The organism is Kitasatospora sp. NPDC101447, assembly GCF_044767225.1.
GTDB lineage: Bacteria > Actinomycetota > Actinomycetes > Streptomycetales > Streptomycetaceae > Kitasatospora.
On record NZ_JBIWNL010000006.1, the window covers coordinates 245,619 to 265,301 of the forward strand.

Sequence of the window (19,683 nt, forward strand, 5' to 3'; positions counted from 1 at the left end):
AAAAGCCCGTGCCCGGACGGCCCGCCCCTCACCGGCCGGCCGCCAGCCCCAAGGAGTCTGCTCTGCGCGCGCGTGCGAATCGGCGGCCCCCGACGCCGAAGGGCCCCCGCAGGCGTCCACGCCTGTCCCTGCGGGCGGCGCTGCTCGTCCTGGCCGTCGTCCCCAGCCTCGCCCTCGTCCTCCTCTGGGCGGTCACCAGCGGCGAGACCGTCTTCGACTTCCAACGGCTGGCCGACCAGGGCCTCCTGGCCAAGAAGGCCGGCCAGCCGTCGAACATCGTCTACTACAACCTCCAGGAGGAACGCCGGCTCAGCGCCGAGGCGCTCGCCCGCCCCGGCGCCGGCACCGACCAGCTGCGCCGCCAGCGGCAGGCGACCGACGACGCCGTGCGCCAGTTCCAGGTCCTGTCCGGCGAGACCGCCGACAGCGCCCCCGAGGAGGTGCGCACCGCCGTCGCCGAGGCCCGCCAGGCCATGGGCAAGTTGGCCGAGCAGCGCGCCGCCGTGGACCGCGGCGCCATCGACCAGCAGACCGTCTACGCCTACTACACCGACCTGATCGCGGTGGACCTCCGGCTGTTCACCGCGCTCAGCCACGTCGACACCGGCGAGGTCACCTGGATCTCCAAGACCCTCGTCAACGCCTTCTGGGCGAAGGAGATGCTCGCCCGCGAGGACGCCATCCTGGCCCGCGGCTGGCCCGCCGGCCGCCTCAGCACCGCCGACTACCAGGCGGTCCAGCAGGCCATCGGCGCGCAGGACCACCTGCTCACCGTCCAGGTCGTCCCGTACGTCCCGGACGCCGAGGCACCTGCCTGGCACGACCTGATGAACAGCCCGGCCTGGCAGGCCAAGGCCGCCGTCGAGCAGCAGCTCACCAGGCCCACCGCCGCCGACTCCAACGGCACCGTCAAGCTGCCGGCCGCCCAGGACCAGTGGCGCCAGGCCGTCGACCAGCTCAACCCGCCGCTGGTCAAGGCGATCGAGACCCGCACCAGCGGCGTCGTCGACGTCGGCAAGGGAGCGATCCTGGGCCTGCTGACCCGGGTCGTGCTCACCACCGTCATCGGCCTGATCACGGTCGTCGCGGTGGTCATCGCCTCCTGGCGGATCAGCCGATCGCTGCGTCGCCGCATCGAGGAACTGCACAGCCAGGCCGAGGAGATGCAGCGCACCCTGCCCGAGGTGGTCGAACGCCTCGGCCGCGGCGAACAGGTGGACGTCGAGGCCGAGACCCGCACCATCAGCGCCGGCCCACACGGCAACGGCACCGACGAGCTGGCCCGCCTCGGCCAGGCGCTCAACCTGGCCCGCTCCTCCGCCCTGCAGGCCGCCGTCGGCCAGGCCGAGCAGCACCGCGGCTTCGAGCGGCTGCTCCAGCGCATCGCCCGCCGCACCCAGCTGCTGATCGGCCGCCAGCTGCGCAAGCTGGACGAGCTGGAGCGCAAGCACGAGGACCCGGAGGTCCTGGAGGGCCTGTTCGACCTCGACCACCTGACCGCCCGTCTGCGCCGCTACGAGGAGAACCTCGTGATCATGGCCGGCGGGCAGCCGCAGCGGCGCTGGCGCAAGCCCGTCCCGCTGCTGGACGTGCTGCGCGCCGCGCAGGGCGAGGTGCAGGACTACCGCCGGATCGTGCTCGACGTCGAGGGCCACCCGTGGCTGTCCGAGCGGGCCGTCGGCCCGGTCGCCCACGTGCTCGCCGAACTGATGGAGAACGCCACCACCTTCTCCAAGCCGCCCACGCCGGTCGAGGTCCGGGCCGCGATGGTCGGCCGCGGCCTCGCGATCGAGATCGAGGACCGCGGCCTCGGCATGGACCCGGAGCAGTACGACGCGGCCAACGAGCTGATGAGCCGCCCGCCGCGCACCGACGTGCTGGCCCGGGCCGACGACATCCGCCTCGGCTTCCACGTGGTGGCCCGGCTCGCCGCGCTGCACGGACTGAGGATCGAGTTCCGCCCGTCGGCCTTCGGCGGCACCCGGGTGGTCGTGCTCGTCCCGGACGAGCTGGTCATCGAGGGCGACACCGGGCTGCCGGACGGCGCCGTGGGCACGCCCGCCGAGCCGATCCCGCTGGTCCGGCGCTCGCGCCGGGCGGTGCGCTCGGCCTCCAACGAGGCACCCGCCCAGGCCCCGGCCGGGCCGCCGGTCGCGCCGGTGGAGGCTTTCGGGCCGGGCGACTTCGCGCCGCAGGCGGCGCCGGTGCCGCTGCCGGTGCCCGGGCGGGCGCCGGTGGCCCAGGTGCTGCCGACGCCGGAGGTGCCGGCGGCGCAGGGAGAGGAGCCGGTGCAGGGAGTGGAGCCGGTGCAGGGAATGGAGCCGGTGCAGGACTGGCCGCAGGAGGTGCCGCAGGCGCCGGTCCAGGAGCCCCCGCACCTGCCGGCACCGCTCCAGGAGACCCACCCCGCTCTCCCGCAGGACCGGCCGCACACCCCCGTGCAGCACCCCGCCCAGCCGACCGGGCGGCACCCCCGCCGGGCCGAGCAGCCGATCGAGCACAGCTCCCCGGCCGAGCCGACCACCGCCCACGAGACCCCGGCCTACCCGGACATCGCCTACGCCCTGGTCACCGAGGCCGAGGCCCCGTACGCCGACGAGCAGTACCGCCCGGCCGACCACTACCGGCTGGCCGAGCGCCGCGGCACCCGCGAGTACCCCACCTCGGTGCCGTACAGCCCCGCCGAGGGCGGGCAGCCCCCGCTGCCGCAGCGCGTCCGGCAGGCCAGTCTGGCCGCCGAGCTGCGGGTGCCGCCGACCCACCCGCAGTGGGTCGAGCGCCCGGCCGAGGGCTCCGCACCGCAGCCCGCGGGCCCGTTCCAGCGCTCCGACCGCCCGGTGCGGCGATCGGGTGCGGCGATCGGCGCCTTCCAGCGCCAGTCCCGTGCCGCCCGGGCGCAGGACAGCGGCGAGCACCGGCTGCCCGCCGTCCACGTCCCGTCGGCTCCCCCCGCCCCCGCCGGCCCCCCGGCTCCCGCGCCCGCGCCCGGCCCCTCCCCCTGGGCCGTGCCCGCCGCGGACCCCCGAACCACACGAACGGATGACCAGTGATGAACCGCACGATCGCCACCCACCAGGACCTGGACTGGCTGCTGGACGGACTCGTCGACTCCGTACCCGGGACCAGGAACGCCGTCCTGCTCTCCGACGACGGCCTCGTGGTCAGCCACTCCCGCACCATCGAGCGGGCCGACGCCGAGCGCCTGGCCGCCGTCGCCACCGGCCAGCAGAGCCTGGCCCGCGGCGTCGGGGTGCTCTTCGACGGCGGGCCGGTGCACCAGGTGATCGTCGAGCTCGCCGAGTGCTGGCTGTTCGTCATCGCCGCCGCCCAGGGCACCCACCTGGCCGTGGTCGCCTCCCAGGAGGTGGACGCCGAGGTGATGTCCGTCGCGATGCACACCCTGGTGCAGCAGGTCGGCCAGAAGCTCACCACCCCGGCCCGCACCGACAACCCCTCCGGCGCCCCCGCCGCGCCCGCCGGGTTCGACGTCTTCGCCGCCCGGAACCGGGGCTGACGCGGGTGGGCCCGGCCGGGAACGACGCCTGGGGGGACGGCCGCGACGACGGTCGGCGGCGCGACGCGCCGCCGCACTGGAGCGAGCTGGAGGACGAGGACGCGGAGGACGGGACGGGCACCATGGTGCGCCCGTACACCATCACCCGCGGCCGGACCGCGCCCGAACGGGACGACCTCACCCTGATCACCGTGCTCACCACGGTCGGGGAGGAGGCCGCCGCGGCCCCGGCGCGGGGCAGCCGCACCGGTGCCCGCGGCCTCCAGCCCGAGCACCGCATGATCCTCGAACGCTGCCGGCGCCCGGCAGCCGTCGCCGAGGTGGCGGCCGGCCTGGACCTCCCGGTCTCGGTCACCAAGATCCTGCTGGGCGACCTGGTCGCCCAGGGCCTGCTGAAGGCCCGGGCGCCGCTCTCGGTGGCCCGCGCCGCCGGGGGCGTGGACCTCGGCCTGCTCACGGCCGTACGCGAAGGACTCCGGAGACTCTGAACATGGCAACACCCCGCTCCGCCACCGGCGGGCCCACCACCGCCGCCACCGCCCCCGCCGCCGTCAAGATCCTCATCGCGGGCGGCTTCGGCGTCGGCAAGACCACCCTGGTTGGCTCGGTCAGCGAGGTCACCCCGCTGCGCACCGAGGAGTACCTGACCCGGGCCAGCATCGGCGTCGACGACCTGTCCGGCGTCGACCAGAAGGACACCACCACCGTCGCCCTGGACTTCGGCCGGATCACCGTCAGCCCCGAGCTGGTCCTCTACCTGTTCGGCACGCCCGGCCAGGAGCGGTTCTGGTTCATGTGGAACGACCTGGTCAACGGGGCGCTCGGCGGGATCGTCATCGCCGACACCCGCCGGCTGGACACCAGCTTCGCCTCCATCGACTTCTTCGAGAGCCGGGGCATCCCGTTCGTGGTCGCGATCAACTGCTTCCACAACACCAACACCCGCACCCCCGACGAGATCCGGGCCGCGCTCGACCTCGACCCGCAGGTCCCGATGCTGCTCGGCGACGTCCGCGAGCGCGCCTTCGGCCGGGACCTGCTGCTCGCCCTGGTCGACCACCTGATGGAACTCGCCGCCGCCTCCCCCTCCGGCTGATCCCCCCTCCCCGACCCGACCCGCGCGACACGACCCGACCTGGCCCGGCCCCGACCTGGCCCCACCCGGACATCCCCGGCCCGGGCCACTTCCCAGCCTCACCCGTCCCCCGGTTGAACCGCACTTCTCTGGGAGCACCACCATGACCACACCCCTGCGCGTCCTCGTCCACGGCGGCGGCATCGGCGGCCTGACACTCGCCACCGCCCTCGCCCGACGCGGCCACCACGTCGACGTCGCCGAGCTGCGCGAGCAGCCGGAGGCGCTCGGCGTCGGCATCATCCAGCCCTCCAACGCGCTGCACGTGATGCGTGAGATCGGCGTCCTGGACGAATGCCTGGCCGTCGGCTTCGCCTGGGAGGTGCTGACCATCTGCGACCCGGCCGGCGCCACCCTCGCCACGATCCCGCAGCCCCGGATGGGCGACGCCCCCTCCAACAACGGCATCCCGCGCCCCGCGCTCGCCCGCGTCCTCGCCGACGCGGCCGCCGGGGCCGGCGCCACCGTCCGCTTCGGCACCACCATCGCCTCGATCGCGGACGACGGCGACGGCGTCGACGTCGCCCTCACCGACGGCCACACCGGCCGCTACGACCTGGTCGTCGGCTTCGACGGCATCGGCTCCCCGCTGCGCCGGCACCTGTACGGCGAGGCGTACGCGCCCGAGTACACCGGCTTCGCCAACTGGCGCGTCACGCTGCCGCGATCGCCCGAGGTGCAGGGCGTGGTGATGTCCTCCGGCAACCTCGACGCGAAGGCGCTGCTCACCCCGATCAGCGCGGAACTGATGTACCTGGGCTCGGTGTTCGCCGAGGCCGAGGACTTCCGCCCGGACCCGGAGCACGCCCACGAGCAGCTGCGCGAGCGCCTGGCGGGCTTCGGCGGCCCGATCGCCGAAGCCCTCGCGCAGGTCACCGACCCGGCCGCGGTGGTCCACTCGCGGATCTCCCAGGTCACCGTCGAGGAGCCCTGGCACGTCGGCCGGATCGTGCTGGCGGGCGACGCCGCCCACGCCTCCACCCCGCACCTGGCCCAGGGCGCCGCGATGGCCGTCGAGGACGCCCTGGTGCTCGCCCAGAGCCTGGACGCGGCGGACGACGTCCCGTCCGCGCTCACCGCGTGGGAGGCCAGGCGCCGCCCGCGCGCGATGTGGGTGCAGGCCCTGTCCCGGGCGATCCTCAAGCAGGAGACCGGCACCCCGACCACGGCCGAGGAGGACGAGCTGCTGAAGGTCGGCATCCCGGGCGCGGCGCACGTCCTCGTCCAGCCGTACTGAGTCAGTCGGGGGAGTCCGGCGCCATGGCCGGCTCCCCCGAAGGCTCGGCTACCACGACGAACACGCCCGAGCCCGGCCGGTCCTCCTGCGACGCCCGGCGCATCCGCTCGGCCCACCCCGGCGGCCACCGGGTGTCGGCGTCCCACCGGACGCCTTCGAGCCGGACGTGGTCCAGCGCCCCCATCGCCCGCAGGTCCGCCCCGAGGAACTCGTCGGCCACCGACGCCAGGAGGGCGGCCCCCCGGGCGAACTCCCGCACCGTTGCCCGCGCCCGGTCCGCCACCGGCTCGAACCACAGGTCGTTGACGACGCCCCAGGGAACGCCGCGGCGCCGGAGGATCTCCTGCGCGTCGAGCGTGAAGCGCTCCAGCAGGGCGGCGCCCTCCCCCGCGGGAAGGTCCGGATCGAGGATCCGTCGCAGCATCGTGCGGGCGTGCAGACCGAAGTCCACGACCCGCTCGTCCCCTCCCGCGACCGCCGGACCGATCAGCAACGTCGCCTCGTTCACCAGCAGCCGGACCGACGCAAGGACGTCGCAGAGCAGTCCGCGGTGCGCCAGGCGCTGCGCCGGTGTCCGCAGGATCCACCGGTCCGCGAGGTCCGCCAGCGTCGGCGCCTGCGGACGCTCCTTCCTCGGACGGGCCTGCGGCGGCGCCGAAGCCAGCGGGCCCAACGGCAGGTTGAACAGCGAGGCCCGCAGCCGCCGGCCCAGCGAGTAGCCCTGCCACCGCCGTTCGGGCACGCCGACGCCCCGGCCGGCCAGCGCGGCCAGACAGCGTGTCGTCAGCGAGCCGATCACGGGGTCCTCCGCTCCACGGCCTTCTGCGGTTCCTGACCGTCGGCGCCGGCGGCGGGCCGCTCCGGCTCCTCGCTCTCCGTGAGCCCGTGCCCGAAGAGCAACGGCAGCCGTTGCAGGAACTCCATCCCCGCGTAGCCGGTCGCCACGATCGGCAGGACCCCGTTCACCTGACCGTGCACCAGCAGACCGGCCCCGGCCCCGATCAGCCCGCGCAGCGCGGCCGCCAGCGGATCCGCCACCGGATCGAAGTACCTCTTGAACGGCGGGAGTCTGCGGCCCGCCGCCCGTGCCGCGTGCCGCTTGCGCTGCCAGGTCAGCACGCGTTGGAAGCCGATGCACAACTCCGCGATCAGCCCGCCGACTGCTCCCCATCCGGCCGCCGACACCAGGTCCACTCGCCGCCCCTCCACGCATCGTGGTCGCCGGCCCATGAGTCTCGCAGATCGTCCACGGATTCGACGGAGGGTTTACCGGTTATCGGTTGCCGGTTCACCGTTACCGGTTTGCCGGCTACCGGTCTACCAGTAACCGGCTTACCGAACCCGCGGGCTATCCGGTGGCGTCGGGACCGGACCCGCGATGGCCCGGGACGACGGAGTGGGAAGTCGGGCCGGCCGACTTCCCACTCCGTTCGTCAGCCGTCGCCGCGGCCCGCCCGGCCGCGTTCGCGCAGCGAGATGCGGTTGCCGTCCGGGTCCACGGCCTCGATGCGCAGGCCGAACCCGTACTCCTCCGGCTCGTCCGCGTCGAAGACCACACCGCGCTCGCAGAAGACCTCGAAGTCCGCCCGCAGATCGTCCGATTCGAGGATGACCGGACCGGGCGCGCCACTCGGCCCCACCTCCACCGGCCGGCCCGCTGCCGCGGTGAGCGCCCACAGGACGATCTCCACCGGGCTGCCGGGGGCGCCGACGGTGAGGAACCGTCCGCCCGGAGCCGGGAAGTCGATGCGCTTCTCCAGGCCCAGTTGCTCCGTGTAGAACCTCAGCGCGCGGTCCTGGTCGGTGACGTAGAGCGTGACGTACATGACGGTGGCCAGCATCGCGCCGTCCTTCCGTGTGTCGGTGTGTGTTGCTTCACCGACGGATCCCGGGCGGCAAGTGTGACTGGCGGAACGGTTCTCCCACCGGTGGTCGACAGTCGGATGACCGATGTGCCCGGTGTCCTGTGCACGGGAGGGTGGTCCCACTCGCCGACACCACCCGCTCGTGCCACCCGCTCGTGCCACCCGTCCCGCCCGAGGAGGACCGATGTCCGCACCCACCGACCCGTCCACCGATCCGGCGGCGAGCCACCGCGCCGTCGAGAACCTGATCGCCCGCTACGCCGAACTCGTCGACAACGGCGACTTCGCGGGCCTGGGTGCCCTCCTCGCCGACGCCGCCTTCACCGGCAGCGGCGCACCGGTGCGCGGGAGCGAGGCGATCGAGCGGCTGTTCCGGGACACCCTCATCGTCCACGCCGACGGCACCCCGCGCACCCACCACGTCACCACCAACACCGCCGTCGAGGTGGACGAACCGGCGGGCACGGCGGTCGCGCGTTCGTACGTCACCGTGCTGCAGGCCCTGCCCGACTTCCCGCTGCAGACCATCGCAGCCGGCCGCTACCACGACCGGTTCGAACGCCGGGACGGCCGGTGGCGGTTCACGGAGCGCCGGGTCCGCATCACCCTGGTCGGCGACATGAGCCGCCACCTGCGCCGGGCCACGGCATGACCGTTCGTCATGCTCCGCGCGGGGATGAGCGGATCTCATGGCGCCGACGCCACACCGCCGCCGAGATCCGTGCCAGCAGGCGGGCAGCCGGGTCGGCCCGGTCGGCACCGTTGGCGAGCGGGCCGGTGTAGCAGACGGCGAGCAGGTAGGGCGGGCAGTCGTAGGGGTGGACGAGGCCGACGCAGTGGCGGGCCCCGGGGATCCAGCCGTTCTTGAAGGCGATCCGGGTGCTCGGGGGGAGGCCGGCCGCGAGGTCCACCCGGAAGTCGTTGTCTTCGAGGAGGGCGAGGAGTTCGGGCTCACCGGCGAGGGAGTGCAACAGCCGAACGAGGTCACGGGCGCTGACCAGGTTGTTGACGCCTGCGGCCCGCGCCGCGTAGTCCTCGATTCCGCGCGGGGTGGAGCTGCGGGTGGCTCCGGCGCGGCGCCACACCTCGGCGATGGACTGCGGGGTGGTGCGGGCCAGGCAGAGGTTGGTCGCGAGATTGGAGGAATGGGTGATCATCCGCTCGGCGAGCAGGCTGAGCGGAACGTGCGCGCCCAGCAACTCCCAGGGAAGCGGGTCGCTGTCGTACTCCGGGTCGTTGCGGAACTCGCCGCCGACAGCGGACGTGAAACGGTTCACCACCGGAACCTCGGCGCCGAGGTTCACCCCACCGCGACAGAGCGCTGCGAGCACGGCGACCTTCATCGTGCTCGCCGCGTCGTGCAGGACGTCCGGGTTGCGCACGAACACCGGCTCTGCCTCGCCCGCCCAGGGGGCCACCACCACAGACAGCATGGAGGAAGGGTAGGGGAGATTCCGCCGGACCTCCGCCGCCCTCGCGACATGAGCCGGGCTCATGGGAGAGCCGACATGAGGCGCGCTCATGAGTCCCGACATGAACCGGCCTCATGGGCAGGAGGACATGAGCCGGACTCATCGGCCGACTGACATGCGACGAACTCATACGCGGGCCGACGTCGACGGAGCCGGCCCGGTGGTCGGGTCAGCGGCCCGGGTCCTCGCGCGGTGGTCGACCGTGGCCTGGGGGCAGAGCCGGCCGTCCTCGTCCAGGAGGTGTGACGGGAGTGCACCGCGGGAAGACCCGGCGGGAGCGCGCCCAGCGGCCCCCGGCGGGCCTCAGTGCACGGGTGCGGCTGTCGCCAGGCGGGAGATCTCGGCGGCGACGGCCTCCGGATCGGGCGCGACGGTGACCCGGGCGACGCCGTCCAGGCCGGGGTGGGCGCCCACCCGCACCGAGTGGCGTGCGTGGCGCAGCAGGTCGAGGTCGTTGATGTCGTTGCCGAAGGCGTTGTACGCGTCGATCCCCAGCGAGGCCAGCGCCTCCCACTTCGTCGTGGCACCGGGGGCGAAGTCGACGATCGCCTCGTCGAGGTGGTGGTTGACGGTCATCCCGAGGGCGCGGCCCGCTTCGGCCAGGGCCGGCAGGTCGGTCGCGCCGACGACGAGGAACTTCACCACGGCCGGGAGGTCGGCGAGTTCGACCTTGCGGGCGAGGTTGCCCTGGTCGACGCGGCTGCGGATCGGGTGGTCGGCCGGCCCGGTGTAGGCGTAGTCCCAGGGTCCGTCGGCGAGGTACTCAGCCCGGTACCGCTCGACCTCCGCCAGCAGGTCCGCGAGTTCGCCGCCGCCGAACGCCGCCCGCGCCCGTACCCGGCCGTCCACCGAGACCAGGCTGCCGTTCCCGCCGATCAGCACGGCGGAGGGGAAGGCCCCGTCGAGGACGGGCAGGAGGTCCCGGACCGGCCGGGCGGAGGCGAAGACCAGCTGGTGGCCGGCCCGCTCGCAGGCCTCGATGGCGGCGATGATCCGGCCGTCGATGGACCGGCCGTCGAAGCAGAGCGTGCCGTCGATGTCGAAGACCGTGGTACGAGCGCTGGAAGTGATCATCGGGTGATGATATCCAGCCTGCGCCGTACACGACGGATGAGGCGAACTCATGGCCTCCGGCCCGCCATCGACTACTTGGCGCGCAAGGCGTCCACCCGCAGGTTCCCGCCGTACGTCGACCCCGTCACGGTGATCACGTGTGTCACCGTCACCCCCGGCGGCGCGTGCCGGGAGGCGTGGTCGCGGACCTTGCCGCCGAACGTCGTGATACCGCTCAGGTCCACCGCGACGCCCGGCGGCAGCAGCAGCCGCACGTTCCCGCCGTGCAGGTCGATGCGGATCGAACTGTGCCCGCCCCCGGGCAGCCGCGCCAGGGTGTAGTCCAGCCGCGCCGAACCCCCGTACACCTCCAGCTCGATGGTGCGCGGCACCACCCACGCACCCTCCCGGCGCAACCGGTGACCGGTCACCTGCCACCGCTCCGCGTCCCCGCCCGCCGTGGCCGGCACGGACGCCGGCGTCGCCGCCATCGCCGCCGGCGCCGCCGCCGCCGCGGGAAGCGAAGCGTGGTCCGGCGCGGCGAAGAGCCGGGCTGGCACCGTCGGCGGGACGAGCGGCGCGACCGGCAGGTCCTCCGTCAGCGGCGCCAGGTCCGCGAAGGTGCGCGCGGTGAGCGCGCGCTCCAGCCGCTCCTCCAGCTCCTCGGCGTCCAACCGGCCGTCCGCCGCCGCGTCCCGCAGGATCTCCACCATCCGGTCCCGGTCCGCGTGCGAGGCCCGCAGCAGACTCGGATCCCGCTCGACTCGGCCGCCCGGCTCCTCGATGCTCATGGTCACGTACCTTACGACCCGACCAGCCCGTCCCACACCCCGAGCAGGGAGCGAACTGTTCTCCTGCGCCGAGCACTTGACGGATCATTCGGAGCCGGTCAGCACCCGCGCCGACCCGACACCGGCACGGACGGGCTCAGAACGTCAGCGGCCCGTACGTGCCGTCCCGGAAGGTGATGGCGTTCGGCTCGGTGTCGAACTCCTCGCGGACGTGGCCGCCGTGGCCGGGTTCCCGGACGTGCGGCGCGATCAGGTCCAGGAGGGTGGCGAGGTCGCCCATCATGTCGTCGAGCCAGAGGTTGCGGCTGAACAGGCCCCAGGCTTCCTGCGGACCGTCGGCGGTGAATCCCCGGCCCTGGAGCCGCAGGGCGGCGAAGTCCCCTCCGGGCAGGCGGCTTTCCGGATCCGGGTCGAGCATCCGGTACTCGTGCTCCTCCGGGTCGAGCCCGGCCGGGCGCTCGTCGGCGAGGCCGAGGTGCCACCGCAGGGCGTCCAGGACCTCACCGGGGGTGTCGTCCCGCAGGAAGCAGCCGAGGACGACCTCGTAGTGGTAGCTCATGCCGCCGATTCTGCCCGACCGGTCCGACCGGACCGACAGACCCGACAGGCCCGACCGGCACGGCGGGCAGCCGGACGGCGCGACAGCAGACGGTCGGGACCGGAGCGGGGCCCTGGCGCACGACCTACGCGCCGCGCCGGAAGGCGTCCACCAGGTAGGTGCCGTCGGGCTGCCGCTGCAGGATCAGCTGTCCGACGAACAGACCCGGGCCGGTCCGCGACCACCCGTCGTCGGCCCGATAGGTGACCTCCACCGCCATGCGCACGGTCGCGCTCTGCCCCGGCTGCTGCCCGGTGAGGTGCCTGTCCGCCACCACCAGGGCCGCCGAGGCGGAGGAGACCGCCGACCAGCCTCGGCGGGCGGTCACCTCCGGCGGCCAGTCCGGGTTGTCGGGCTTCGGCCCGCCGGCGGCCTCCGCCTGTGCCTCCTGCGCCGCCCTCGGCGTCATGTACGGCCGCAGTCGGGGCAGGACGGCGCCCAGCCCGGTGTCGCCGCGCCGCACGTCGAAGCTGTTGGCGGTGACGATCCAGGCGAGGGCGACGGACTCCGGGTCCTGCGGGACCACGGTCAGCGGGGGTGCGGGCGCGCTCGGGCGTCCGGCCGGAGCGGCCCACGGGGGCGGCGAACCCGGCGACGGCGCCGATCCCTTCGGCGCCGCGGGCACCGAGGTACCCGGAACCGGCGCGCCGTCGTTGGAGCACGGGTTGCAGCGGAAGGGCGGGGGGACGTGCACGCCGTACTCGGTGACCCAGACCGTGGCGTCGCCGCGCAGGTCGGAGGGGAGGTCGGTGCGGATTCCGGTGACCCGGAACGGCCGGTCGCCGTCCTTGAGGGTCCAGGTCCGGGGCTTGCCGTCCACCGAGCCCTCGACGGTGAGGACGTACTCGTAGCTCTTGCTCGTCGCGAGGACGCCGAGTTCCACCTCCTCGGGCTTCCGGTCCTCCAGGTACAGGTACTTGTCCCTGAAGAACGGCGCGTACGAGGTCTCGCCCGTGGCCGTGCCGATCAGGGCGACCCGGTCGGCGGAGTCCAGGTCGATGCCCAGCTCCAGCGCGGCACCCAACCCCTGCGGGGGGCAGTAGGCGATGGTTCCGGCCGGCGGGTCCTGCGGCGTGCCGACGACGGTGGCCTTCAGGGACCGGATGGCGACGGTGTGTCCGCGGCCGCCGGTCGCCTCGACCACCAGGTGCGAGGTGCCCACGTCGAGGCCGCCCTGCGTGTGCAGCCAGGCCCAGGTGGCCGGGCAGCCGGAGACCGAGGCCGGCACGGCGGTCGGACCGAACGGCCGGGGCAGCATCATCGCCGCGGTCTCCGTCCGGGCCGAGTCGTAGCGGGCGGTGAGGGTCGGATCGGCGCCGTCGTCCCGGCCCAGCACCAGGTAGGTGGTGACGGCGGCGATCAGCGCCATCACCGTCGCCAGGACCACCAACGGCCCCTGCCCGGAGCCGAACAGCATCCACACCTTCCCGGCCTGGACGACGGGACCGTGGAACGTCCCGTTGTCGATCGCGTTCTCGACCTGGTACCGCTCGCCCCGTTCGCCCCGCGCGCCCATCCCCACCCCGTCAGACCGTTGCGGCCATCAGGATGCAGGTGGACGGTGCCGATGGGAAGAGCCCCACGCGACTACGCCGGGTGGGTCGGAGGGCCGTCGGCCGGTCGGCCGGCGGCCCGGCGGCAGGCGGCCCGGCGGCAGGCGGCCCGGCGGCAGGCGGCCCGGCGGCAGGCGGGCGCGCATCCCGACAACCGGCACGGAGCGAAAAGGCCCCCTGGCCGGGGACCGGCCAGGGGGCACAACCGACATGACGCTGCGTCAGCTCGCGCTGGGCTTCGGCGCCGGAAGGGTCGCGGAGCCGCCGATCAGCGGCCATTCGCGGTGGAACGGCGGCAGCGGCAGCTTGCCCTCGATGATCGGGGTGCCGAAGACCTTCAGGTGCGCGGTGAGCGCCCCGTTCAGGTCGACGCCGCCGACCAGCGACCAACTGCCCTGCACCTGCGGCGGGTTGCCGGAGGAATCGGCGATCAGCGAGCCCTCGGCCTGGGCCTTCAGGTAGGGGGCGACGGTGGTCTCCACACCGACGGTGTCGTACAGGCCGACGCTGATCTCGGCGCCGAGCGCGGCCCGCACACCGGCCTTGCCGTTGAGCCGCACGTGCACCGGGGTGACCTTGGTGTCGGCGTTGGTGACCGGGGTCCAGCCCTTGCCGCCGGTGTAGTCGGCGCGCACGGCCCAGGTGCCGGCGGCGTCCTGCTCGGCCTCCAGGTGGACCTGGCCGTCGGCGCTGACCTCCAGGTAGCAGGTCAGGCCGAGGTTGACGACCACCGGCAGGCCGGCGACGGTCAGGACGGGGCTGGCCTGCAGCTTGGCGAAGGGCACCCGGATGGGCGCCGCGCCGGTGTTGCGGGCGACGTCGCCGGTGACCTTCCACTCGGCGTGGGCGCCCAGGTCGAAGCCGATCGACGCGGTGCGCGGGCTGCCCGCGGCGGCGCCGTGGTAGGCGAAGTGGACGGCCGGGTGGAGCTGGAGCGAGCCGGAGGCGTCCAGGCTGGCGCCCTCGGGCAGCGGCACGGGGGCCTTGACGTTCACCTCCAGGGTGCCGGAGGCGTCGGCCTTCACGCCGTTCAGGTCGGCGCCGACGGTCGCCTTGAGGTCCTTGACCAGCGGGGTGACCGTGATGCCGTGCGGGTCGACGGGCACGTTGCCGTCGGCCTCGGTGCCACCCAGCAGTTCGGCGATGGTGGCCGGACGGGTGGTCAGGTTGACGGTGTTGCCCGCACCGGGGTGGACGCCGGTGACGGCGACCAGTGCGCCCTGCGGCGCGGCGGCGGTGGGCGGGCTGGCGATCAGCTGGCCGGGCTGGACCGCGGCGGCCGCGGCCGAGGCGGCGGCGCCGGGCGCGGCGCTCGGCGAGGCCGGGGCCGCCGTGGCACCCGGGGCGGTCGGGGCGGTCGGGGCCGCCGTAGCGGTCGGGGCCGGACCGCCGGCCGCCGTCAGGACGGCCGTGCCGCCCGCCGGGTCGTACGCGGTCAGCTGCAGGCTCTTCGTCGCCGCGGTGACGGCGGCGCCGTCCTTGCCGGGGCTGCCGATCGCGGCCTGCTTGTCCCCGGCCGGGGCGGCGGTGACGGGCACCGACGCACCCGCGGTCGGACGGCCCGCGGCGGGCGAGGCCGCCTTGGCACGCGGGGTGCCGGCGGCTGGGGCCGCCGCGGCCGGGCTGCCCCCGGCGGCGGGCGTGCCGGCGTCGGCGGCGGTGGCGGCCGCGGGGGCGGCGCCGGTCTGGGAGGGGCCGGGGCTGGTCGGCCCGCACGCGGCGGCCCCGGCGAGGATGAGGGTGAGGACGGCGGGGCCCGCGGCCCTGCCTATCGAACTCTTGAACACGCGGCGCCATGTTACTGACGAGGAATAACTTTGTCGAAGACAGGCCAAACCCCCGGCCAACGCCGGTTTAACCGCAGGTCACCCGAGGCGCGACACCGGGAGCGGCTCGGCCGGCAACAACCCCGCCGGCCGCCGGCCCGCCCCGGCCCCACCAACCGCCCCGGCCCCACCAGCCTCCCCTACCCCGGCAACCGCCCCGGCCCCGGCAACCGCCCCGGGCGCCCCCGTCGCGCCGGCCAGTTCCGCGAGGTAGCGCGAGCGCGCCATCGGCTGCGCCCCCAGGCTGCGCACGTGCGGACCGTCCCACTGCACGTCGAGCAGCCGCCCGCCGACCGCGCCGAACCGGGCGCCGAGGTCGGCGACGGCGACCCGGGCGGCGTCCGGGCGGCGGTGGAACATCGAGTCGAGGCTCAGTACCGCACCGACCGCGACCCCGAACACCCCGCCGATCAACTCCTCCCCCTCCCACACCTCCCCGCTGTGGGCCGCCCCGAGCGCGTGCAGGCGCGTCAGCGCCGCCATCAACTCCTCGGTGAGCCAGGCCGGTTGACGCCGCTCGGCGCAGTTTTCCAGCACCCGGCCGAAGGCCCGGTCCGCGCTCGTCCACCACGCCGACCGGTTGCGCAGCCGCCGGGCCAGCCTGCTCCCGATCCGTACGCCGTCGGCGGCGATCACCGGCCGGGGGTCGGGCGACCACCACGCCAGCGCGTACGGGTCCTCCCCGCCCGGCAGCAGCGGCACCTGCCCTGCCTCGACGGCGTCCCCGTACACCGCCTCGTTGTACGCGCTCGCGTACACGTCCGCCGCCGGCAGCGGGAACAGCCCGCGCCGGTACGCCGCCATCAGCTCCCCCGGCCCGAGGGTGCCGCCGAACGCCACCGGGCCGTCGCCGGGGGCGAGTTCGGCGCCGAGGGCATCGAAGGCCGAGGCCCGGTCGAGGACAGCGGCCGCGTCGAGAACGGAGGCCGGGTCGAGAGCGGAGACCGGGTCGCGGGCGGGGGCCGAACCAAAAGCAGGCGCCGAACCGGGGACGGCGGCCGGAACGGGGGCGTCGCCGCCGCCGGCCGGCTCGTGGACGCCGCTCACCGGGCCGCCCCCAGGAACCCCTCCCGTTCCAGCTCGGTCAGGTAGTGGTCGATCAACACCTCGTCCACGGAGGGCAGTTCGATTCCGCTCCCGGTCAGCGCGGCGTCCGTGTTCGCCCGGTCGAAGAGCGGGAACGTCGGCCGGAAGTACATCTCGCTGATCGACAGCTCCGATCCCGGCGCGCGGTCCACGAAGAGCGGGACGAACGGCGCGATCGGGTGCGTCGGCCTCCCGGCCGCGAACCGGACCAGCCCCTGCACCCAGTCCCCGTACGACAGCTGGTTGATCCGGTGGCCGCGCGCCCGCAGCCGGTCCGCCAGGTCGGCGAGGATCCCCGGCTGCGGGGAGGTGAGGTGGTAGACCTCGCCGTCGGCGGGTGCGTGGGCGGCGATGTGGGCGATGGCGAGGCTGAAGCGGTCGGCCGGCACGAAGTCGAGGAGTAGCCGCACGTCCGGGCACGTGCCGCTGTCCGCCAGGTACTTGATCAGCGCGCACAGCTCGGTGCCGGTGTTCATCACGCCGTTCGCGAGGTCCCCGGTGACGTCGTTGGTGCGCAGCACGGTGACCGGCAGCCCGGCCGCGGCCGCGTTGTGCAGCAGTTGTTCGGCCACCCACTTGCTCTCGACGTAGCCGACGCCGATCCGTTCGGGGTAGGCGAGCGGGGTCCGCTCGGTGACCTTGTCGACGCCCGCGGCGCCGAAGCCGGCGAGCACGGCGAGGGTGGAGAGGTAGTGCACGGGTATGCCCCGGCTGTGCCCGGCGAGCCGGACGACCTCCCGGGTGCCGCCGACGTTGGCGTCGCGCAGCTGGTGGTACGGGTAGAGGAAGTTGACCTGCCCGCCGAGGTGGTGGATCGTGTCCAGGTTGCCCGCCATCCACTTGAACTGACGGTCCGTCAGGCCGATCCGGGGTTCGGTGAGGTCGCCCACCAGCGGCACCACCCGGCTGTCGGCGAGGTCGTGCCGCAGGAAGTGCTGCTGGGTGGCTCGTAGCCGCTCCAGTGCGTGCTCCTCGTCGGGTGCCCGGACCAGGCAGTGGATCCGGGCCCGGGTGGTGGCGAGCAGCGCGTGCAGCATGTGCGCGCCGCAGAAGCCGGTGGCGCCGGTGAGCAGGATCTCGGCGGGTTCCGCCCGGGAGGGCGCGGGGCTCCAGGACTGCCCGACGGGGTCAGTGAGCCGGGCCTCCTCGAACCAGTCGACCGCGGTTTCGCCGCGGACCGCGTAGGCGCCGGGGCCGGTTTCGGTGCGGGCCCCGGCGGCCGTGCCGGGCCCGGCGCCCGCGCGCGCCTCCTGCAGCGCCTTCGCGAAGGCCCGTAGCACGGGCTCGCGCAGCAGCGCCCGGGTGAGCGCCCGCACCCGGCCGACGTCGATGCCGAACATGATCCGGGCGCGCGCCAGCATCTCCATGGCCAGCAGCGAGGTGCCGCCGAGGGCGAAGAAGTCACCGTCCGGGCCGACGGTCTCGACGCCGAGCAGTTCCGCCCACAGGTGCCCGACCGCCTCCTCGACCGCGCCGCCACCGGCCGGTCCGTCGGCGGCGGCCGGTCCGGCACTCCCGCCCGGCTCCCCGCTCCCGCCCGGCTCCCCGTTCCCGGCCGGCTCCTCGTTCCCGGCGGATCCCGCGCTCGTGTTCGCGCCCCCGCCCGCCGCCCGGGACGCCGTCCGCACCGGGGCGTGCGGCAGCCGGCGCCGGTCGATCTTCCCGGCGGGGGTGAGCGGCATCGCCTCCAGCGGCACGAACTCGGCCGGCACCAGGTACTCCGGCAGCCGTTCGGCCAGGAACGCCCGGATCCCCTCGGCGGCGTCGTCCGCCCCGGCCGCGAGCGTGTAGTACGCGGTGAGCACCCGGCTGCCGTCCGCCGCCGACCCGTCCGCCGCGACCCGGGCCTGCCGGACGTCGGGGTGCGCGGCCAGCACCGCCTCGATCTCCGCCGGGTCGACCCGATGGCCGCGCACCTTCACCTGGTCGTCGAAGCGGCCGAGGATCTCCAACTGCCCGTCCGCCCGCCAGCGCCCGGCGTCGCCGGTGCGGTACATCCGCTCGCCGGGCAGCGGCGCGTAGGGGTCGGGCAGGAAGGACTCCGCGGTGAGCCCGGCCTGCCGCCAGTAGCCCCGGGCGAGGCCGGGCCCGCCGAGGTGGATCTGCCCCTTCTCGCCGGGCCGGACCGGGCGCAGCTGCGCGTCCAGCACGTGCACCCGCACGCCCGGCAGCGGCCGCCCGATCGGCACCGGGGCGGCGGCCGGGCTCCCGCCCGCTCCGCCGCCGTCCAGCAGCTCCGTCGTGACCTCGCAGAGCGTGGAGGTGACGGCCGCCTCGGTGACCCCGTACGCGTTGAGCAGCTGCACGCCCGGCAGCCGCTCCAGGCCGCTGCGGCAGTCGCCGGTGTGCACGACGTCCCCGCCGACCAGCACCAGGCGCAGCCCGTCGGGGCCGGGACCGCCGGGTGGGAGCAGGTCGAGCACGTGGTGCCAGTAGGCGGGGGTGAAGTCGGCGACGGCGAGGCCGAGCCCGGGCAGCCGGCCGACCAGTTCGGTGGGCGCCCAGGTGCCGCCGCCCCCGCTCCCGCCGCCCAGGACGACCGTGGCGCCGGCCAGCAGCGTGCCCAGCAGCTGTTCCAGTGCGGTGTCGGAGCCCAGCGCGGCCAGTTGCAGGACGCGTTCGCCGGGCGACAGCCGGTAGGCGTGGACGATCCGGTCGAGGGTGAACACCAGCGCACGGTGGGTGACCGGAACGCCTTTGGGGCGGCCGGTCGTGCCGGAGGTGTAGATCAGGTACGCCAGGTCGTCCGGCCCGGCGCCGTCGTCCAGCCGGTACTCTCCGGGGCCGGCCCCCTCGCCCGGCCGGAACTCCGCCGGGGTGGCCCCCTCGCCCGGCCGGGACTCCCCGGGCCGGGCGCCCTCGCCCGGCCGGGACTCCGCTCGCGCGGACCGGTCCCCGGGCTCGCCCCCTCCGGGGCCGCTCCGGTCGTCCACCCGCACCACCGCGACCCCGGGGAAGCTGTGACCGTCGGTGACCACCACCCGCGCTCCGGAGTCCTCGACCAGTCCCGCCAGCCGCTGTTCCGGGTGCGCCGGGTCCAGCGGCAGGAAGGCCCCGCCCGCCTTGAGCACGCCCAGCCAGGCGGTCACCAGCTCGCCCCCGCGCTCCAGGCAGACCGGGACGACCTGCTCGGGCCCGGTCCCGTGCGCCCGCAGCCGGGCTGCCAACCGGTCGCTGCGCAGGTCGAGTTCGCGGTAACTCAGCGTGGCGTCCTCGGCGATCACCGCGAGTGCCTGCGGGTCGTGCGCCGCCCGCGTGCGGAACAGTCCGTGCACCGTGTCGGCGAACCCGGCCGAGGCCCGGCGGGGGCTCGCGGGGCCGGCGAACCCCAGCCCGGCCGGCCGCCACTCCCGCTCCACCCAGGCCCGGCAGTCGGCCCGCGCGGCCGGCCCGTACACCTGCCGCCACCCGGCCGGAACGGTCAAGTCCGCGGGCCAGAGCGCGTACTGACCGTTGTCGTTGCGGACCACGGCGTGATGTCCGGAGCTCACATCCGTTGGTACGCCCTGTGCGCTGTCTGCTGCGTCATCCACCGGCTTGACCTCGTGCTGTG

17 protein-coding genes are annotated in these 19,683 nt (G+C 74.8%); 6 read left to right on the forward strand and 11 right to left on the reverse strand.

Annotated elements, in window-relative coordinates:
* Positions 1–8: 8 nt before the first annotated feature.
* The 5 genes from ACIRST_RS11960 to ACIRST_RS11980 all read left to right on the forward strand — a co-directional run bounded on the left by ACIRST_RS11960 (position 9) and on the right by ACIRST_RS11980 (position 5,886).
* Complete coding sequence (locus ACIRST_RS11960; protein ID WP_402801990.1) at positions 9–3,050, forward strand: nitrate- and nitrite sensing domain-containing protein; 3,042 nt, start codon at positions 9–11, stop codon at positions 3,048–3,050.
* Positions 3,050–3,514: a roadblock/LC7 domain-containing protein gene (locus ACIRST_RS11965; RefSeq protein ID WP_402801992.1), complete on the forward strand. Its 465-nt coding sequence runs from the start codon at positions 3,050–3,052 to the stop codon at positions 3,512–3,514. Before ACIRST_RS11960 ends, ACIRST_RS11965 begins: the two co-directional genes overlap by 1 nt.
* 122 nt (positions 3,515–3,636) lie before the next feature.
* Entirely contained in the window at positions 3,637–4,002 is a 366-nt protein-coding gene (locus ACIRST_RS11970; protein ID WP_350519283.1) for a DUF742 domain-containing protein, read from the forward strand.
* 2 nt (positions 4,003–4,004) lie between these two features.
* The gene (locus ACIRST_RS11975; RefSeq protein WP_402801995.1) at positions 4,005–4,610 is read left to right on the forward strand and encodes a GTP-binding protein; all 606 of its coding nucleotides are present in this window, start codon (positions 4,005–4,007) and stop codon (positions 4,608–4,610) included.
* Between the two features lie 142 nt (positions 4,611–4,752).
* Complete coding sequence (locus tag ACIRST_RS11980; protein WP_402801998.1) at positions 4,753–5,886, forward strand: FAD-dependent monooxygenase; 1,134 nt, start codon at positions 4,753–4,755, stop codon at positions 5,884–5,886.
* A 1-nt stretch (position 5,887) separates the two neighbouring features.
* Here the strand turns inward: ACIRST_RS11980 and ACIRST_RS11985 are convergent, their stop codons facing one another.
* The 3 genes from ACIRST_RS11985 to ACIRST_RS11995 form a co-directional block, all read right to left on the reverse strand.
* Positions 5,888–6,685 carry a hypothetical protein gene (locus tag ACIRST_RS11985; RefSeq protein WP_402802000.1) on the reverse strand — a complete coding sequence of 266 codons (798 nt, stop codon included), beginning with the start codon at positions 6,683–6,685 and terminating at the stop codon, positions 5,888–5,890.
* Entirely contained in the window at positions 6,682–7,080 is a 399-nt protein-coding gene (locus tag ACIRST_RS11990; RefSeq protein WP_402802002.1) for a hypothetical protein, read from the reverse strand. The genes ACIRST_RS11985 and ACIRST_RS11990 overlap by 4 nt, the downstream gene beginning before the upstream one ends.
* A 239-nt stretch (positions 7,081–7,319) precedes the next feature.
* Positions 7,320–7,727 carry a VOC family protein gene (locus tag ACIRST_RS11995; RefSeq protein ID WP_402802005.1) on the reverse strand — a complete coding sequence of 136 codons (408 nt, stop codon included), beginning with the start codon at positions 7,725–7,727 and terminating at the stop codon, positions 7,320–7,322.
* Between the two features lie 208 nt (positions 7,728–7,935).
* Here ACIRST_RS11995 and ACIRST_RS12000 point away from each other — a divergent pair, with 208 nt between their 5' ends.
* The gene (locus tag ACIRST_RS12000) at positions 7,936–8,403 is read left to right on the forward strand and encodes a nuclear transport factor 2 family protein (protein WP_402802007.1); all 468 of its coding nucleotides are present in this window, start codon (positions 7,936–7,938) and stop codon (positions 8,401–8,403) included.
* A gap of 7 nt (positions 8,404–8,410) precedes the next feature.
* On the opposite strand, the gene ACIRST_RS12005 is transcribed toward ACIRST_RS12000, so the two are convergent.
* The 8 genes from ACIRST_RS12005 to ACIRST_RS12040 form a co-directional block, all read right to left on the reverse strand.
* Entirely contained in the window at positions 8,411–9,184 is a 774-nt protein-coding gene (locus ACIRST_RS12005; protein WP_350519150.1) for a serine hydrolase, read from the reverse strand.
* Positions 9,185–9,526: 342 nt separating this feature from the next.
* Positions 9,527–10,297, reverse strand: a complete 771-nt coding sequence (locus ACIRST_RS12010; protein WP_402802010.1) for an HAD family hydrolase — start codon at positions 10,295–10,297, stop codon at positions 9,527–9,529.
* A gap of 71 nt (positions 10,298–10,368) precedes the next feature.
* Complete coding sequence (locus ACIRST_RS12015) at positions 10,369–11,067, reverse strand: DUF1707 domain-containing protein (protein WP_402802013.1); 699 nt, start codon at positions 11,065–11,067, stop codon at positions 10,369–10,371.
* A 136-nt stretch (positions 11,068–11,203) separates the two neighbouring features.
* Positions 11,204–11,626, reverse strand: a complete 423-nt coding sequence (locus ACIRST_RS12020; protein ID WP_350519153.1) for a hypothetical protein — start codon at positions 11,624–11,626, stop codon at positions 11,204–11,206.
* A gap of 124 nt (positions 11,627–11,750) precedes the next feature.
* Complete coding sequence (locus ACIRST_RS12025; protein ID WP_402802015.1) at positions 11,751–13,181, reverse strand: hypothetical protein; 1,431 nt, start codon at positions 13,179–13,181, stop codon at positions 11,751–11,753.
* A gap of 258 nt (positions 13,182–13,439) precedes the next feature.
* Positions 13,440–15,005, reverse strand: a complete 1,566-nt coding sequence (locus ACIRST_RS12030) for a hypothetical protein (RefSeq protein WP_402802017.1) — start codon at positions 15,003–15,005, stop codon at positions 13,440–13,442.
* Positions 15,006–15,083: 78 nt separating this feature from the next.
* On the reverse strand, positions 15,084–16,091 hold the full coding sequence (locus ACIRST_RS12035; RefSeq protein WP_402802020.1) for a leucyl/phenylalanyl-tRNA--protein transferase: 1,008 nt from the start codon (positions 16,089–16,091) through the stop codon (positions 15,084–15,086).
* Positions 16,088–19,621 carry an amino acid adenylation domain-containing protein gene (locus ACIRST_RS12040; RefSeq protein ID WP_402802022.1) on the reverse strand — a complete coding sequence of 1,178 codons (3,534 nt, stop codon included), beginning with the start codon at positions 19,619–19,621 and terminating at the stop codon, positions 16,088–16,090. Before ACIRST_RS12040 ends, ACIRST_RS12035 begins: the two co-directional genes overlap by 4 nt.
* Positions 19,622–19,683: the final 62 nt, after the last annotated feature.

Bases quoted from the DNA above. Each gene is read 5' to 3' on its own strand.
- ACIRST_RS11965 (WP_402801992.1), top strand. From the start codon at position 3,050: ATGAACCGCACGATCGCCACCCACCAGGACCTGGACTGGCTGCTGGAC.
- ACIRST_RS11970 (WP_350519283.1), top strand. From the start codon at position 3,637: ATGGTGCGCCCGTACACCATCACCCGCGGCCGGACCGCGCCCGAACGG.
- ACIRST_RS11975 (WP_402801995.1), top strand. From the start codon at position 4,005: ATGGCAACACCCCGCTCCGCCACCGGCGGGCCCACCACCGCCGCCACC.
- ACIRST_RS11980 (WP_402801998.1), top strand. From the start codon at position 4,753: ATGACCACACCCCTGCGCGTCCTCGTCCACGGCGGCGGCATCGGCGGC.
- ACIRST_RS11995 (WP_402802005.1), bottom strand. From the start codon at position 7,727: ATGCTGGCCACCGTCATGTACGTCACGCTCTACGTCACCGACCAGGAC.
- ACIRST_RS12000 (WP_402802007.1), top strand. From the start codon at position 7,936: ATGTCCGCACCCACCGACCCGTCCACCGATCCGGCGGCGAGCCACCGC.
- ACIRST_RS12005 (WP_350519150.1), bottom strand. From the start codon at position 9,184: ATGCTGTCTGTGGTGGTGGCCCCCTGGGCGGGCGAGGCAGAGCCGGTG.
- ACIRST_RS12010 (WP_402802010.1), bottom strand. From the start codon at position 10,297: ATGATCACTTCCAGCGCTCGTACCACGGTCTTCGACATCGACGGCACG.
- ACIRST_RS12015 (WP_402802013.1), bottom strand. From the start codon at position 11,067: ATGAGCATCGAGGAGCCGGGCGGCCGAGTCGAGCGGGATCCGAGTCTG.
- ACIRST_RS12020 (WP_350519153.1), bottom strand. From the start codon at position 11,626: ATGAGCTACCACTACGAGGTCGTCCTCGGCTGCTTCCTGCGGGACGAC.
- ACIRST_RS12025 (WP_402802015.1), bottom strand. From the start codon at position 13,181: ATGGGCGCGCGGGGCGAACGGGGCGAGCGGTACCAGGTCGAGAACGCG.